This window comes from Kribbella sp. NPDC104740 (assembly GCF_055583505.1).
The window spans coordinates 107,440-120,833 of sequence record NZ_JBVJNV010000011.1 but is presented as its reverse complement, the minus strand read 5'-3'; the positions used below and the strand labels follow the sequence as shown (position 1 = coordinate 120,833).

Sequence of the window (13,394 nt, the reverse complement as noted above, 5' to 3'; positions counted from 1 at the left end):
CGCATGAGCGAACTGGTGCATCTGGAGTCGGGCGACGGGGTTGCGACGATCACGTTGGACTCGCCGCACAACAAGAACGCGTTGTCGCAGCAGCTCACCGGGGAGTTGCTGGAGCGGCTGGAGGCGGCCGGGGCGGATGGCGCGGTGCGGGTGATCGTGATCCGGTCGGCGCTCGACGTGTTCTGCTCGGGGGCCGACATGGCCGAGGCGACGTCGGTCGGGATGGGCGTCGGGGCGCAGCGGATGGTTGACGTGCAGCGCGCGATCGTCGCGTGCCCGAAGCCGGTGGTCGCGCGGGTGGCCGGGCCGGTGCGGGCGGGTGGGATCGGGATCGTGGCGGCGGCCGACATCAGCATCGCGGGGAACAGCTCGACGTTCGCGCTGACCGAGGTCCGGCTCGGGCTGGCGGCGGCGACGATCTCGCTGACGGTGCTGCCGCGACTGACCGACCGAGCCGCTTCGCTGACGTTCCTGACCGGCGACGGCTTCGACGGCGCCGAGGCCGCCCGGCTCGGGCTGGTGTCGCGGGCGGTCGCGGACGAGGAGCTGGACGACGCGGTCTCCGCCGTCCTGACGTCCCTGCTCAAGGGCGTCCCGCAAGGGCTGCGCGAGACCAAGAAGCTGCTCACCCGCGAGCTGCTCGCCGATATCGATGCCCGAGGCAAGGAACTCGCGGAGCTGTCGGCCGGGCTGTTCGGGTCGGACGCCGCACGCGAGGCGATGCTCGCGTTCCTCAACCGGAAGAAGAAGTCCTGAGCTCGACCAGCAGCGGAAGGTGATCCGAGCCGGTCGCGAGATCGGCCTGGGTGACACCGTCGATCTCGTCGAGCGGGATCAGGCGGCCGTCGAGCTCGGGTGACAGGTGGGCGCCGTCGATGCGGCGTTCGGGGTTGTCGGAGTGGAAGGTCGGGCCGGCGTCGACGCCGAGGTCGACCAGGCCCTCCTCGGCGAGGCGCTTCCAGACCGGGCCGTCGGGCTCCTCGTTCAGGTCACCGACGAGCAGGTACGGGAGGCCGAACGAGCGGCAGCCCTTGAGCACCTGCTCCGTCTCGTGCTCACGGCCGCGGATGTGCAGGCCGAGGTGACAGACGACGAGCGCCAGCGGGGTCTCGCCGAGGACGACCCGGCCGCCCACGGCGCCGCCGGGCAGCTGGGTCGCGATCAGCCGGAACCGCCGGCGGACGAACGGCCGCCAGACCCGCCAGTGCAGCGACTCGACGACTTCGGTGCTCCCGGCAACCAAGATCGCGTTCCGCGCCGAGGCGGCGACGTACGTCATCCCGAACGACGCCGCCATCGCCCGGCGCTTCCGCCGGGTCCCCCACCAGGTGGGAGCCTCCTGCACGAGCGCGACGTCAGGCGCACAGGCCCGCACCACCCGAGCGAGCGCTTCCCGGTCGTCGCCCCACCGATGGACGTTGTAGGAAAGCACTCGCAGTACTGAGGTCATGCCTCCGGGTCGCCCTGCAGCTCCGGCGTCTTGTCCAGCTGCAGCTCACCGGGCTTCAGGTCCGGGTCAGCAGCCGCCCGCATGCCCGTACGACGACTCGCCGACTTCCGGGCCGCCCGCTCCAACCGCGTCGAGCGTCCACCCCGCGCAGCAGCCGTCTTCGCCGTCACCGCCGTCGTCTTCACCCGCACCCGGCGCAACCACGTCGCCTCCTCGCGGGCGAGGTCGGCCGCACCGACCATCCCCGCCTCCGGCCCGAGCACCGCGCGCACGATCCGCGCCTCCGGCCGGAACCCGCGCCCGGTCAGCGTCCGCTTGAACGCCTCCCGCGCCGGCGCCAGCAGCAGCTCGCCCGCGTCCGACACCCCGCCACCGATCACGAACGTCCCCGGGTCCAGCGCCGCCGCGAGGTTCGCCAGCCCGATCCCGAGCCAGCGGCCGACGTCCTCGAGCAGCTCGACCGCGACCGGGTCGCCGTCCTTCGCCAGCTCGGTGACCATCGGCCCGTTGATCTTCCGCGGATCACCCTCGGCGGCCCGCAGCAGGTTGTGCGCCACCGGCGACCCGGACAGCGCCAGCTCGCGCGCCTCGCGGGTCAGCGCGTTGCCCGACGCGTACTGCTCCCAGCACCCGCGGTTGCCGCACTCGCACCGATGCCCGCCGGGCACCACCTGCATGTGCCCGAACTCGCCCGCGATCCCGAACTTCCCGCGCTGCAACGCGCCGTCGATCAGGATCGCGCCGCCGATCCCGGTCCCGAGCGTGACGCAGACCAGATGGCTCTCGCCCTGCCCGCCACCGAACCGCCACTCCGACCAGGCCGCGGCGTTGGCGTCGTTCTCGACGACCACCGGCAGCCCGAGGCGACGCTCGACCGCGTCCCGCAGCGGCTCGTGCCGCCAGGCCAGGTGCGGGGCGAACAGCACCGACGAGCGGGTGCCGTCGACGAAGCCGGCCGCACCGATCCCGACCGCGATCACGTCGTGCCGCGACTCCAGGTCACGGACGATCTCCGCGATCGCGTCCTCGGTCTCGCGCGGGTCCTTGGTCGGGGTGTCGCGCCGCAACCGGTCCAGGATGTTGCCCTCGGGGTCGACCACCCCGGCGGCCACCTTGGTGCCACCGATGTCGATCCCGATCGTCAGCGCCTGTGTCAGAGCCATCGCACGACCTTTCTCGCCGTACCCCCAACAACGTTCACGTCAAGCCAACCACCTGCAGCCAAGTACGCCGTACCGCAAACTACCCGCACTACCGGTTCTCCACCGGGCGGCGGGCGAGGTCAGCGGCACCGCAGATCCCGGCGTCGTTGCCGAGCTCGGCCATCACGATCGTCGGGTGCGGGCGGTTCGCGCGGGCCGGCAGGTTCTTGTCGAAGGCGACCTGCGCCGACTTCAGCAGCAGCTCCTTGGCGGCGCTCACGCCGCCGCCGATCACGATCGTGCTCGGGTCGAAGAGGGTCGCGAAGCTGGCCAGCCCCTCCCCCAGCCAGCGGCCGAGGTCGTCGAGCAGCTCGACCGCGCACGGGTCACCACCGGCCGCGGCCTTGGTGATCATCGGGCCGGTCAGCTCGGCCGGGTCGGTGATGCCGATGACGCTCATCATCTGCGCCGCCGCCAGCGAACCGGACTCGGCCTGCGCACGTCCTTCGCGCACCAGCGCCCGGCCCGACGCGTACTGCTCCAGGCAGCCCCGCGCTCCACAGCCACAACGATGCCCGCCCGGTACGACGCGCATGTGACCCATCTCGGCCGCGACCCCGTGGGCGCCGCGCAGCATCTCGCCCGCGATCACCACGCCGCCACCGATCCCGGTGCCGACGGTCACGCAGACCATGTGCTCGACGTCCTTCGCCGCACCGAACGCGAACTCGCCCCAGGCGGCCGCGTTGGCGTCGTTCTCGACCACGACCGGGACGTTCAGCACGTCCTGCACCCGCTTGCCGAGCGGCTCGTCGCGCCAGGCCAGGTTGGGCGCGAACAGCACGGTCGAGCGGTCCGACGAGACGAAGCCCGCGGCCCCGATCCCGACCGCCTCGACGTCGTGCCCGGCGATCAGCTCGGCGGCCGCGTCGCAGATCGCCTGCGCGGTCGCGTCGACGGAGTCGGCCGGGGTGTCGCGGTGCGCCCGCGCCCCGATCGTCCCGTCCGGCCCGACCACCCCGGCCGCGATCTTCGTTCCACCGACATCGATCCCAATGGTCAGTCCCATGGTTCGGGGTCCTCACTCACGTCGATCCGGTCCACCCGGGACCGAGCTGGCCGTTCCTCGTCCTGCTCCCCAGCGGCCCGCGACTCTGCGTCCACCTTCGCCTGCCGCGCCGCCTCGGCCGCAGCCTCCATCAGTCCCCGCACCGCCCCCAGCACCCCAGCCGCCGCGGTCGACAGCTGCTCGATGGTCTCCGGACTGGTGGACCGCACCTTGTTGATCACCTGACAGACCGGGCACCACACACACTCGGCGCCCCGCCCGATCCCGTGCGCGTGATCTGCCCCCGCCGCAGACCCGCCCGCCGCGGCAGCGTGATCCGCTCCGGCAGCGTGATCCTCCTCGGCACTCTCCTGCTTTTCTCCGGCCGCAGCGGCCTCAGCCCGAGCGGCCTTGTCGGCCGCATCCGCGCCAGCCTCAGCCCGAGCAGCTGCACCACCGAAGTCAGCAGCACCAGCAGCACGCAGTACGGCGAACAGCTTGGCGGCCTCCTCCGCGACCGACCCAACCGGTTCGTGCGGTGTCATCGGGTGCCTTCCGGGATCGGGGTCTCGTCGAGCTCCATCTGCAGCTCCTCGGCCAGGACCTCGACAGGCCGCGGCAGCGGGTCGCGCGGCGCGAAGCGCACCTGCAGCTTCCCGTCGTCCAACCGGGCACCGGCGACCACCCCGCGCGCCAACGCAGCCGGCAGCGGGATCACCCGACGGTACGACCCGACCGTCACGATCAGCTCGTCCCCATGGCGCGCCAGCTCCAGATCAGCAGCGGAGGCCAGCGGCAACGGAAGCGTCAGGATGTACGTCCGCCCGTCGGTGTCGATGTGCCGGTCGACCAGCAACGACGTCTCGTCCGACGCGCGCGCGAACGGGTCGTCCCCGCCGTACATCTCGACAGCGAAAGCGGCGAGCTCCTCGACGCCGACCGGCTCGCAGGCCCGGTACGGCGACTCCCAGATCGGCAGCGGGCTGAACGAGTCCTGCACGTCCTCGAGGATCCCGCGCTGCGCGGCCACCCACTGGCGCCGCCAGTTGTCCGCGCCCGCCGCCGGGAACACCCGGTTCGCCACGATGCCGTCCACGCGGTACCCGTACAGCGACAGCGTCGTCATCGACCGCCGCGCCTCGGCAACCACCACAGCCTCAGGCGTCAGCACCAGCCGCACCGAAGCATCCGGCCCGGCCAGCAGCGCGCGAATGTCGGCGAGGTCCTTCTGCAACCGCCGCAACGCGTCGAACACGGTGTCGGACGGCATCGGCAGCCCGGACGCCTTGCCGAGCAGCGGCCGGAACGACCGCAGCACCTTGCGTTCGGCGTTCATGATCCGGTCCATGTACCAGCTCAGCGCCTCCGGCAGCGCGAGCAGCCGCAGCGTCTCGGCGGTCGGCGCGCAGTCGACCACGACGACGTCCCAGCGCCCGGACCGGACGTGGTCGCGGACCTCGAGCAGCGCCAGCACCTCCTCGGCGCCCGGCAGCACGGTCAGCTCCTCGGCCTCCATCGGGTCGACCCCGATGACGCTCAGCACCGAGCGCAGGTAGGCCTGGATGTCGCCCCAGGACCGCTCGAACCGTTTCTGCGCGTCGATCTGCTGGACGAACAGCAGGTCGTCGATCTCGGTCGGCTCGCCGCCGACCTCGGAGTCGAACGCGTCCGACAGCGAGTGCGCGGCGTCGGTCGACAGCACCAGCGTGCGCAGCCCGCGGAGCGCGGCCAGCGTGGCGGTGCCGGCCGCGGACGTGGTCTTGCCCACGCCGCCTTTGCCTGTGTACAGCAGAACCCGGGTCACGGAATCAGGACTCGACGCGCTTCTTCAGCCCCTTGAGGGCCGTGTCGATGATGACCTTCTCCGCCTTGCGCTTGAGCATCCCGATCATCGGGATCGCCACGTCGACGGCCAGCCGGTAGGTCACCTCGGTGCCGTCGGCGCCGAGGTCGCGCAGCACGTACGCGCCGTCCATGCCCTTGACCATCTTGGCCTGCACCAGCGACCAGGTCACCTCGTTGCGGGACCAGACGTAGTCCAGCGTGTACTCGTCGGAGATCGCGCCGGCGTCCACCTTGAACCGGACCTGCTTGGGCCGGCCGGCCTCGTCGGTCGACAGCACCTCGGTCTCCCGCATCGAGTCCGCCCACTCCGGGTAGGCCTCGAAGTCCGCGATCACCGCCATGATCGCTTTCGGGGTCGCGTTCACGACGATGGTCGAGGTGGTCTGCTCTGCCATCGATTCACCTCTCCGCTGCCGGGACGGTCGCCGGTCCGCGTGCAGGTCCTTCTGCGGTACGGCCGGGTGCGGGGCACCGGTGCCCCTCCCGGAGACTATCGCGGGTTCCCAGCCGGACCTGCGCTCGCCCGCGGCGCGGCCCGTCTCGACTTCGTCCTTGAACCGCCAGATCCGCTCGCGGTAGCGCGCGACGTACGACTCCTGCAGCTTCCGCAACCGCCGTACGCCGGTACGCCGTACCGGGTCGGCGCGCAGGTACCAGTGCACGACCACACCGTCGCGGACCTGCTCCAGCCACCACTCCGCCGTACCGATGGCGGCACCCGTCACGGCCCAGCGGACCCCCTCCAGACCGCGCCGCTCGGACGGGGTCAGGACGAGCTCGGGCCACCACTCACGCCACAGGGTGTCCGAGCCGAGCCGCTGCGCGACGTAGGCTGGATCTGCGACGACCAGGTCGTCGCAGCTGATGTCCAGTGAAGGCATGCGCCTGACCTTAGTTCCCTGGGTCACACTGACCTGGCTACTTGTGGGTAAGTGACTGTAACGTGCGCCGGAACCGACCATCCTGGCCGCCGGCACGACAAGGAGACGCGGATGCGTGAGTACACCGTTCCTGCTGTGATCGACCTTCCGACCACGGGCGGACTGGCCGATCAGGTGTGGGCGAACGCGTCCTCCCACCCGGACACCGCCGTCTTCAGCAAGCGCGTCGAGGGCGGCTGGCTGGACATCACCGCCGCGCAGTTCGCCGACCAGGTCGCGGGCGTGGCCAAGGGCCTGATCGCGGCCGGCGTCAAGCACGGCGACCGGGTCGCCCTGCTGAGCGCGACCCGGTACGAGTGGACCCTGCTCGACTACGCGATCTGGAGCATCGGCGCCGCCACCGTGCCGATCTTCGAGACCTCGTCGGCGTCGCAGATCCAGTGGATCCTGACCGACTCCGACGCGGTCGCCGCGATCGTCGAGAACGCCGCCCACGGTGCCGTCGTCGAGTCCGCGCGGGCCGAGGCGCCGGCGCTGGGCGAGGTCTGGCAGATCGAGTCCGGCGCGGTCGACGCGCTGACCGTGCTCGGCCAGCAGATCAGCGACGCCGAGCTCGACAAGCGCCGTACGGCGGTCGTGCCGGGCGACCTGGCGACACTGATCTACACCTCCGGCACCACCGGCCGGCCGAAGGGCTGCACGGTCAGCCACGCGAACTTCATGGACGAGCTCGGGACTGCGACCAAGATCCTGCCGAGCCTGTTCCGGCTGGACGGCGCGTCGACGCTGCTGTTCCTGCCGCTGGCGCACGTGTTCGCGCGGATCATCCAGGTCGGCTGCGTGATGATGCGGGTCAAGGTCGCGCACACCGCCGACGTGAAGAACCTGGTCGCGGATCTCGGCGAGTTCAAGCCGACGTTCATCCTGAGCGTGCCGCGGGTCTTCGAGAAGGTGTTCAACACCGCCAGCCAGTCCGCGCACGCGGCCGGCAAGGGCAAGATCTTCGACGCCGCCGCGGAGACCGCGATCGCGTACTCGCAGGCGCTCGACAAGGGCGGCCCGGGGCTCGGCCTGAAGGCCAAGCACGCGCTGTTCGACAAGCTGGTCTACGGCAAGCTCCGCAACGTGCTCGGCGGCCGCGTCGACTACGCGGTCTCCGGCGGTGCGCCGCTGGGTGACCGGCTCGGCCACTTCTTCCGCGGGATCGGCGTACCGGTTCTCGAGGGGTACGGCCTGACCGAGACGACCGCTGCGGTGTCAGTGAACCTGCCGGACGACATCCGGATCGGGACCGTCGGGCGGCCGCTGCCCGGTGTGACCGTCGGCGTCGCCGACGACGGCGAACTGCTCTTCAAGGGCGGCCAGGTGATGTCGGGCTACTGGCGCAACGAGGAAGCGACCAAGGCCGCGATCGACGAGGACGGCTGGTTCCACACCGGTGACGTCGGTGAGTTCGACGCCGACGGGTTCATCAAGATCACCGGCCGGAAGAAGGAGATCCTGGTGACGGCCGGCGGCAAGAACGTCGCCCCCGCCGTCCTGGAGGACCGGATCCGCCTGCACCCGCTGGTCAGCCAGTGCATGGTCGTCGGCGACGGCAAGCCGTTCATCGCGGCGCTGATCACCATCGACGCCGAGACCATCCCGGCCTGGGCCGCCAAACACGGCAAGCCGGCCGACCTCGAGTCCCTGTGCACCGACGCCGACCTGATCGCCGAGATCCAGACCGCCGTCGACGACGCCAACACCGCCGTCTCCAAGGCCGAGGGGATCAAGAAGTTCACCATCCTCCCCACCGACTGGACCCAGGAAAATGGCGAACTCTCGCTCAAGCTGTCGATCCGCCGCCACGTGGTGATGAAGAACCACGCGAACGACGTGGAAGCGCTGTACGCGAAGTAGGGCGATCGGTACGCCGGGCAGGGCGGTGCGGAACGCCGGTAGTCCGGCGCAGTACGCCGGGGTGGGCCGACGCGGACGGCGGTAGCCCGGCGCAGTACGCCGGGTGGGCCGGCACGGAACACCGGTCGCCCGGCGCGGAACGCCGGACGGGCCAGCGCGGAACGCCGGGCAGGCCGACGCAGCACGCCGGGGTGGAGCAACGCAGCACGCCGGTAGCCCGGCGCAGTACGCCGGGTGGGCCGGCACGGAACACCGGTCGCCCGGCGCGGAACACCTGGCCCGTGCGGCACGTCGGGCCTGCGCGGCGCGTCGGGGCGGCGCGGAACGCCGGGACGGTCCAGCGCAGAACGCCCGGCAGGCCGACGCGGCACGCCGGGGTGGAACAACGCAGCACGCCGGTAGCCCGGCGCGGTACGCCGGGGTCGGCCGGCACGGAACACCGGTAGCCCGGCGCGGTACGCCGGGGTGGGCCGACGCGGAACGCCGGGCAGCCCCCGCGCGGAACACCTGGCCCGCGCGGCACGTCGGGCAGCGCGCTGCGGAACGCCGGGACGGGCCAGCGCAGAACGCCGGTCAGCCCCCGCGCGGAACACCTGGCCAGCGCAGAGCGCTGGGGTAGGCCGGCGCGGAAGACCGGGAGCCCGGCGCGGAAAGCTGGGCCCGCGCGGAGCGCCGGGGCGGCACGGCACGTCGGGGCGGCGCGGAACGCCCGGCAGGCCGACACAGCACGCCGGGGTGGAACAACGCAGCACGCCGGTAGCTAGGCACGGACCGCCGGGCCAGCCCCGGCGGAGCACCTCGGGGTGGGTCGGCTCAGCTGAAGTCGGCCTCCGCGGTGGTCGTCGTACCGGCGGTTCGGCCCGGGGCCTGGTGGTTCTCCCAGTACAGGTTGGTGTGGGCGATCACCAGGTCAGGGGTCGGCGCGCCCCACTCCGAGAGGTTCTCGGTGGTGTGGGCGTCGGCGACCAGGGTCGCGTCGTAGCCGCGGACGATCGCGCCGTGCAGGGTGGAGCGGATGCACTCGTCGGTCTGCGCGCCGGAGACGATCAGCCGGCCGATCCCGCGCTCGGCGAGGACCGGCTCGAGGTCGGTGTCCTCGAAGGAGTCCGGGTACCGCTTGTGGACGACGGCCTCACCGGCGCCCTGCACCAGCTCCGGGACGTACTGCCACTCGTCGCTGTCGCGCTTCAGGTGCTCGCTGCTGTGCTGCACCCAGACCACCTCGACGCCGGCCGCCCGCGCCTTGCCGACCAGGGTCGCGATGTTCGCCACGACGCTGTCGCGGTCGTGCGCACCCTCCATCACACCGTTCTGCACGTCGACGACGAGCAGCGCGGTCCTCGGTCGATCGGTCAGTGTCGTCATGCGTCCTCCCGGTGCTGCCGAACTCGATGCCGAGATGCTAGTTCCCGGCACCGACAATTCGCTGTCGATCCGGTCCGAGCCCGTTCGACGCCAGGGGTGAGAGGCGGATCCAGCCCTGGACCGCCGGGACCTCAGGAGCGACCCGGATGCGACTGACACTGCACACCTTCCTCAGCTACGACGGCGTCATGCAGGGCCCGGGCGGCCCCGAGGAAGACGCGAGCAACGGATTCGACCAGGGCGGCTGGGTCGTCCCGTACGCCGGGGAGGAGTTCGACGCGATCGTCGACAGCTGGTTCGCCGACGCCGGCGCGATCCTGCTCGGGCGGACGACGTACGAGATGTTCGCCGGCTACTGGTCGCGAGTGACCGACCCGGACAACCTCGTCGCGCGGAAGCTGAACACGCTGCCGAAGTACGTCGCTTCACGGACGCTGCGCGATCCCGCCTGGAGCGGCACCACGGTCGTCAGCGGCCTCGACGAGATCCGCACACTGAAGGAGCAGCCCGGCGGCGAGCTGCAGGTGCACGGAAGTTGCGGCCTCGCGCACGAGCTGCACCGGGCCGGACTGATCGACGAGTACCGGCTGATCACGTTCCCGATCGCGCTCGGGCAGGGCAAGCGGCTGTTCGCCGACGGCCTGCCACCGACAGCGTTCACGGTGCGCGAGTCGCGCCTGACCTCGACCGGCCTGACGTATGCCGTACTGACGCCGGCCGCGCTCGCCTCCGGCGGCGAGTACATGATCGTCGACGGGAAGTCGGTGATCAGCTGAGATAAGTGCTCATTGGGTGCGCACTTATCGGGCGCAGGATGGGTTCATCGCCGGTGGACGAGCCACCGGGAGGCCCAGGGAGACACCGATGTTCCGAGGATTCGCCACCATCAGCTTCTACGCCGACGACCTCGCCGCCGCGCGCGACTGGTACGCCGAGGTACTCGGGCAGGAGGCCTACTACGCCTTCCCCGAGGCGCCGGCCGCACCGGCGTACGTGGAGTTCCGCGTCGGCGACGACGGCGACGAACTCGGCTTCATCGACCGCAAGTACGCCCCGCCCGGGGCGGGGAACGCCCCGGGCGGCGCGGTGATGCACTGGCACGTCGACGACCTACCGGGAACGTTCGAGCGCCTGCTGGCGCTCGGCGCGAAGGAATACCAGCCGATCACCGCTCACGGCAACAGCGACTTCACCACCGCGTCCGTCGTCGACCCGTTCGGCAACGTACTCGGGATCATGCACAACCCGCACTACCTGGAGATCACCGCAGCACGACAGACCCACCACTGACCGCCCACCGACCGCGGACACCTTCTTTCCACGGCCGCTCGCCCCGGCCCGGCGCGATCGTCGGCAGAACGGCACAGCCGGCGGAGCTGCAGCACTCACCAAGTCCTCGCGCAGGCTGGGCGCGAGGGAGCGGCGAGCCTGCCCGAGCGGCGAGCCGCAGGGTTAGTGAGTGGTGGAGGTCCGCCTGTTCGGTTGGTCTCCGCGGGGAGGGCGACCTGCAGCACCCACCAAGTCGTCTCCCGGGGTCGGGATGAGCGGGCGGTGAGCCTGCCGAGGCGGCGGGCCGCTCGGTTGGTGGGTGGTGCACGTCGGCCTGCTGAATCGCCCTCGGCTGCGAGGGCGACCTGCAGCACTGATCAACCCGGTGCAGCGCAGGCTGGGCGCGCTGGTGGACGCTGAGTGCGGCGGGGCGGAGCGGGGTTGGTCAGTGTGGGTGCCGGTCGGGAAGTCGCACGTCTTCTGCGTGAGCGTCGGCAGAACAACGCAGCCGGCGGAGCTGCAGCACTCACCGAGTCCTCGCGTGGGGCTGGGCGCGAGGGGGCGGGGAGTCTGCCCGAGCGGCGAGCCACGTCGTTGGTGAGTGGTGCAGGTCCGGCTCCTCCCCCCGGCCGCCCGCCCCGGGCCAACCGGCGCGATCGTCGGCAGGACAGCCCAACCCGCGGACGTGCAGCACTCACCAAGTCCTCGCGCAGGCTGGGTGCGAGCGGACGGCGAGCCTGCCCGAGCGGCGAACCACGTGGTTGGTGAGTGGTGCAGGTCCGCCTGTTCGGTTGGTCTCCGCGGGGAGGGCGATCTGCAGCACTGATCAACCCCTGCGGCGCGGCCTCGGGCGGCTGGGCGGCGCTTGGTGCGGGATGGTGGGGTGGGGTTGATCAGTGGTGGGTGGTGAGCGGGAGGTCGAAGGTCTTGATGATTTGGGCGGCGGTTTCTTGGGCGGTGAGGTTGGTGTTGTTGATTCGGAGGTAGGGGTGCTGGTCGAGGAGGCCCTCGGCCTTGGTGCGGGGGCCGCCGGTGTTGAGGGTGTACTGGGCGTCCATGTCCAGCAGGTTGCGTTCGGAGAACTCGAGGTTGCGTTTGCTGGCTTTGCGTTCCAGGCGGAACGGGGTCGTGTTGCGGGCGAGGCGTTCGGACTGGTCGGAGTAGAGCTCGACCAGGTGGGTGCGGCCGCCGTGTGACTTGGCGATCTCGGCGTACGACGCGATCAGGGCGATCTCGTCGGGGTCGTTCAGGTCCCAGACGAAGGTGAAGACCAGGCCGGGCAGGTGGGACGCGGCGGCTTCCTCGAGCACGCGGCGGCGGAACTCCGAGACCAGGCGGTTGAACTGCGGGGTGCCGAACGGGAAGATCTCCAGGATCGGCTCGATCATCGCGTGGTTGTGGAAGAGCGCGAAGCCGGTCCGCTCGCAGACGGCGTGCCCGACCGTCATCTTGCCGGCGGCGGCGGGTCCGAAGATGATCACCAGGTCCATGGGGCAAGGGTGCCAGGGTGGGCGGGCTGCGGACGATCGGTTTATTCGAGCGCGGGGTCGAGGAACCTGGTGATCCGGGTGAGGCGGTCGCCGGCGATCGTGAGGACGAAGCGGCCGGCGTAGCGGGGTGGGTGGTCGTCGGTGAGGAAGTAGCAGCGGAAGCCGGGCTGGTGGTTGCAGGGGCTCGGATCCAGGCGGACGCGCGCCCCGCGACGGCCGGCGGCGCTGGCGCGGAGGAAGGCCGCGATCGCTGCTGGGCCTTGGTATTCGTGCGGTGCGGGAGGCATCGCGAGCCAGGCGTCGTCGGTGAGCAGGTCGGTGACAGCTTCGATGTCATCGGCAACGAACGCTTCGGCGAAGCGGCGGGCTATGTCTTGTTCTTTTCCATCGTTTGGTTCGTTGGACGGTTGACCCACCGAGGCCCGCGCGCGTTGGAGTGCGCCCTTGATCGCGGTCTGGGTGGTGTCCATCATCTCCGCGACCTCGGTGGTGGTGAAGCCGAGGACGTCGACCAGCACCAGCGTCGCGGTCTGGCGGGGTGGGAGGCGTTGCAGCGCGGTGACGAAGGCGAGCTCGATCGTCTCCCGGCGTACGGCGTGGTCCTCGAGCCAGGTGTCGGGGTACGGCTGGAGCCAGGTGATGTCGCCGCGCCGGGTCGGCTCGGGTGGGTCGAAGGGTGGCAGCGGTTCGGTCGGGGGGCGGCGTTTGCCGTCGCGGATGGCGTTCAGGCAGCGGTTGGTGGCGATCCGGTAGAGCCACGTGCGCAGCGACGACCGCTCGGCGAAGCTGCTCAGGCCGGTCCAGGCGGCGAGCAGGATCTCCTGCAGGACGTCGTCCGCGTCGGTGGCCGAGCCGAGCATTCGGTAGCAGTGCAGGTGCAGCTCGCGCGCGTACGGCGCCGTCAGCTCGCCGAAGGCGCGGTCGTCGCCGCCGCGCGCCCGCTCCAGCACCGTCGTCATCACCCCATGGTGGCAGGCGCTCCGGACAATTCCTGGCGGTTGC

Annotated in this window: 13 protein-coding genes; 4 read left to right on the top strand and 9 right to left on the bottom strand. The window is 71.1% G+C overall.

Annotated features, from left to right (window positions below):
* The first annotated feature begins 3 nt into the window (after positions 1–3).
* Complete coding sequence (locus ACZ6Z4_RS37320; protein WP_465576631.1) at positions 4–756, top strand: enoyl-CoA hydratase-related protein; 753 nt, start codon at positions 4–6, stop codon at positions 754–756.
* Here the strand turns inward: ACZ6Z4_RS37320 and ACZ6Z4_RS37315 are convergent.
* The 6 genes from ACZ6Z4_RS37315 to ACZ6Z4_RS37290 form a co-directional block, all read right to left on the bottom strand.
* Positions 734–1,450, bottom strand: a complete 717-nt coding sequence (locus tag ACZ6Z4_RS37315; protein ID WP_465576628.1) for an endonuclease/exonuclease/phosphatase family protein — start codon at positions 1,448–1,450, stop codon at positions 734–736. The genes ACZ6Z4_RS37320 and ACZ6Z4_RS37315 overlap by 23 nt on opposite strands.
* Positions 1,447–2,613, bottom strand: coding sequence for an ROK family glucokinase (locus ACZ6Z4_RS37310; RefSeq protein WP_363671049.1), 1,167 nt, complete (start codon positions 2,611–2,613; stop codon positions 1,447–1,449). The genes ACZ6Z4_RS37315 and ACZ6Z4_RS37310 overlap by 4 nt, the downstream gene beginning before the upstream one ends.
* A gap of 88 nt (positions 2,614–2,701) precedes the next feature.
* Entirely contained in the window at positions 2,702–3,661 is a 960-nt protein-coding gene (locus ACZ6Z4_RS37305; protein WP_363671051.1) for an ROK family glucokinase, read from the bottom strand.
* Positions 3,652–4,185, bottom strand: a complete 534-nt coding sequence (locus ACZ6Z4_RS37300; RefSeq protein ID WP_465576622.1) for a hypothetical protein — start codon at positions 4,183–4,185, stop codon at positions 3,652–3,654. The genes ACZ6Z4_RS37305 and ACZ6Z4_RS37300 overlap by 10 nt, the downstream gene beginning before the upstream one ends.
* A complete protein-coding gene (locus ACZ6Z4_RS37295) occupies positions 4,182–5,444 on the bottom strand; it encodes an ArsA family ATPase (RefSeq protein ID WP_465576618.1) in 1,263 nt (420 codons plus the stop codon). The genes ACZ6Z4_RS37300 and ACZ6Z4_RS37295 overlap by 4 nt, the downstream gene beginning before the upstream one ends.
* Before the next feature lie 4 nt (positions 5,445–5,448).
* Positions 5,449–6,366, bottom strand: a complete 918-nt coding sequence (locus tag ACZ6Z4_RS37290; protein ID WP_465576615.1) for an SRPBCC family protein — start codon at positions 6,364–6,366, stop codon at positions 5,449–5,451.
* A 111-nt stretch (positions 6,367–6,477) separates the two neighbouring features.
* Here ACZ6Z4_RS37290 and ACZ6Z4_RS37285 point away from each other — a divergent pair, with 111 nt between their 5' ends.
* Complete coding sequence (locus ACZ6Z4_RS37285) at positions 6,478–8,268, top strand: AMP-dependent synthetase/ligase (protein ID WP_465576612.1); 1,791 nt, start codon at positions 6,478–6,480, stop codon at positions 8,266–8,268.
* Between the two features lie 813 nt (positions 8,269–9,081).
* Here the strand turns inward: ACZ6Z4_RS37285 and ACZ6Z4_RS37280 are convergent.
* Positions 9,082–9,633 (bottom strand): cysteine hydrolase family protein, encoded by a 552-nt coding sequence (locus ACZ6Z4_RS37280; protein WP_465576607.1) that lies wholly within the window; start codon positions 9,631–9,633, stop codon positions 9,082–9,084.
* Between the two features lie 146 nt (positions 9,634–9,779).
* On the opposite strand from ACZ6Z4_RS37280, the gene ACZ6Z4_RS37275 reads away from it, so the two are divergent.
* Both ACZ6Z4_RS37275 and ACZ6Z4_RS37270 read left to right on the top strand, forming a co-directional pair.
* The gene (locus ACZ6Z4_RS37275; RefSeq protein ID WP_465576604.1) at positions 9,780–10,409 is read left to right on the top strand and encodes a dihydrofolate reductase family protein; all 630 of its coding nucleotides are present in this window, start codon (positions 9,780–9,782) and stop codon (positions 10,407–10,409) included.
* 88 nt (positions 10,410–10,497) lie between these two features.
* On the top strand, positions 10,498–10,923 hold the full coding sequence (locus ACZ6Z4_RS37270) for a VOC family protein (RefSeq protein WP_465576601.1): 426 nt from the start codon (positions 10,498–10,500) through the stop codon (positions 10,921–10,923).
* 872 nt (positions 10,924–11,795) lie between these two features.
* Here ACZ6Z4_RS37270 and ACZ6Z4_RS37265 read toward each other — a convergent pair.
* Positions 11,796–12,392, bottom strand: a complete 597-nt coding sequence (locus tag ACZ6Z4_RS37265) for a P-loop nucleotide/nucleoside kinase family protein (protein WP_465576598.1) — start codon at positions 12,390–12,392, stop codon at positions 11,796–11,798.
* Positions 12,393–12,433: 41 nt separating this feature from the next.
* On the bottom strand, positions 12,434–13,351 hold the full coding sequence (locus ACZ6Z4_RS37260) for an RNA polymerase subunit sigma-70 (RefSeq protein ID WP_465576595.1): 918 nt from the start codon (positions 13,349–13,351) through the stop codon (positions 12,434–12,436).
* Positions 13,352–13,394 lie beyond the last annotated feature (43 nt).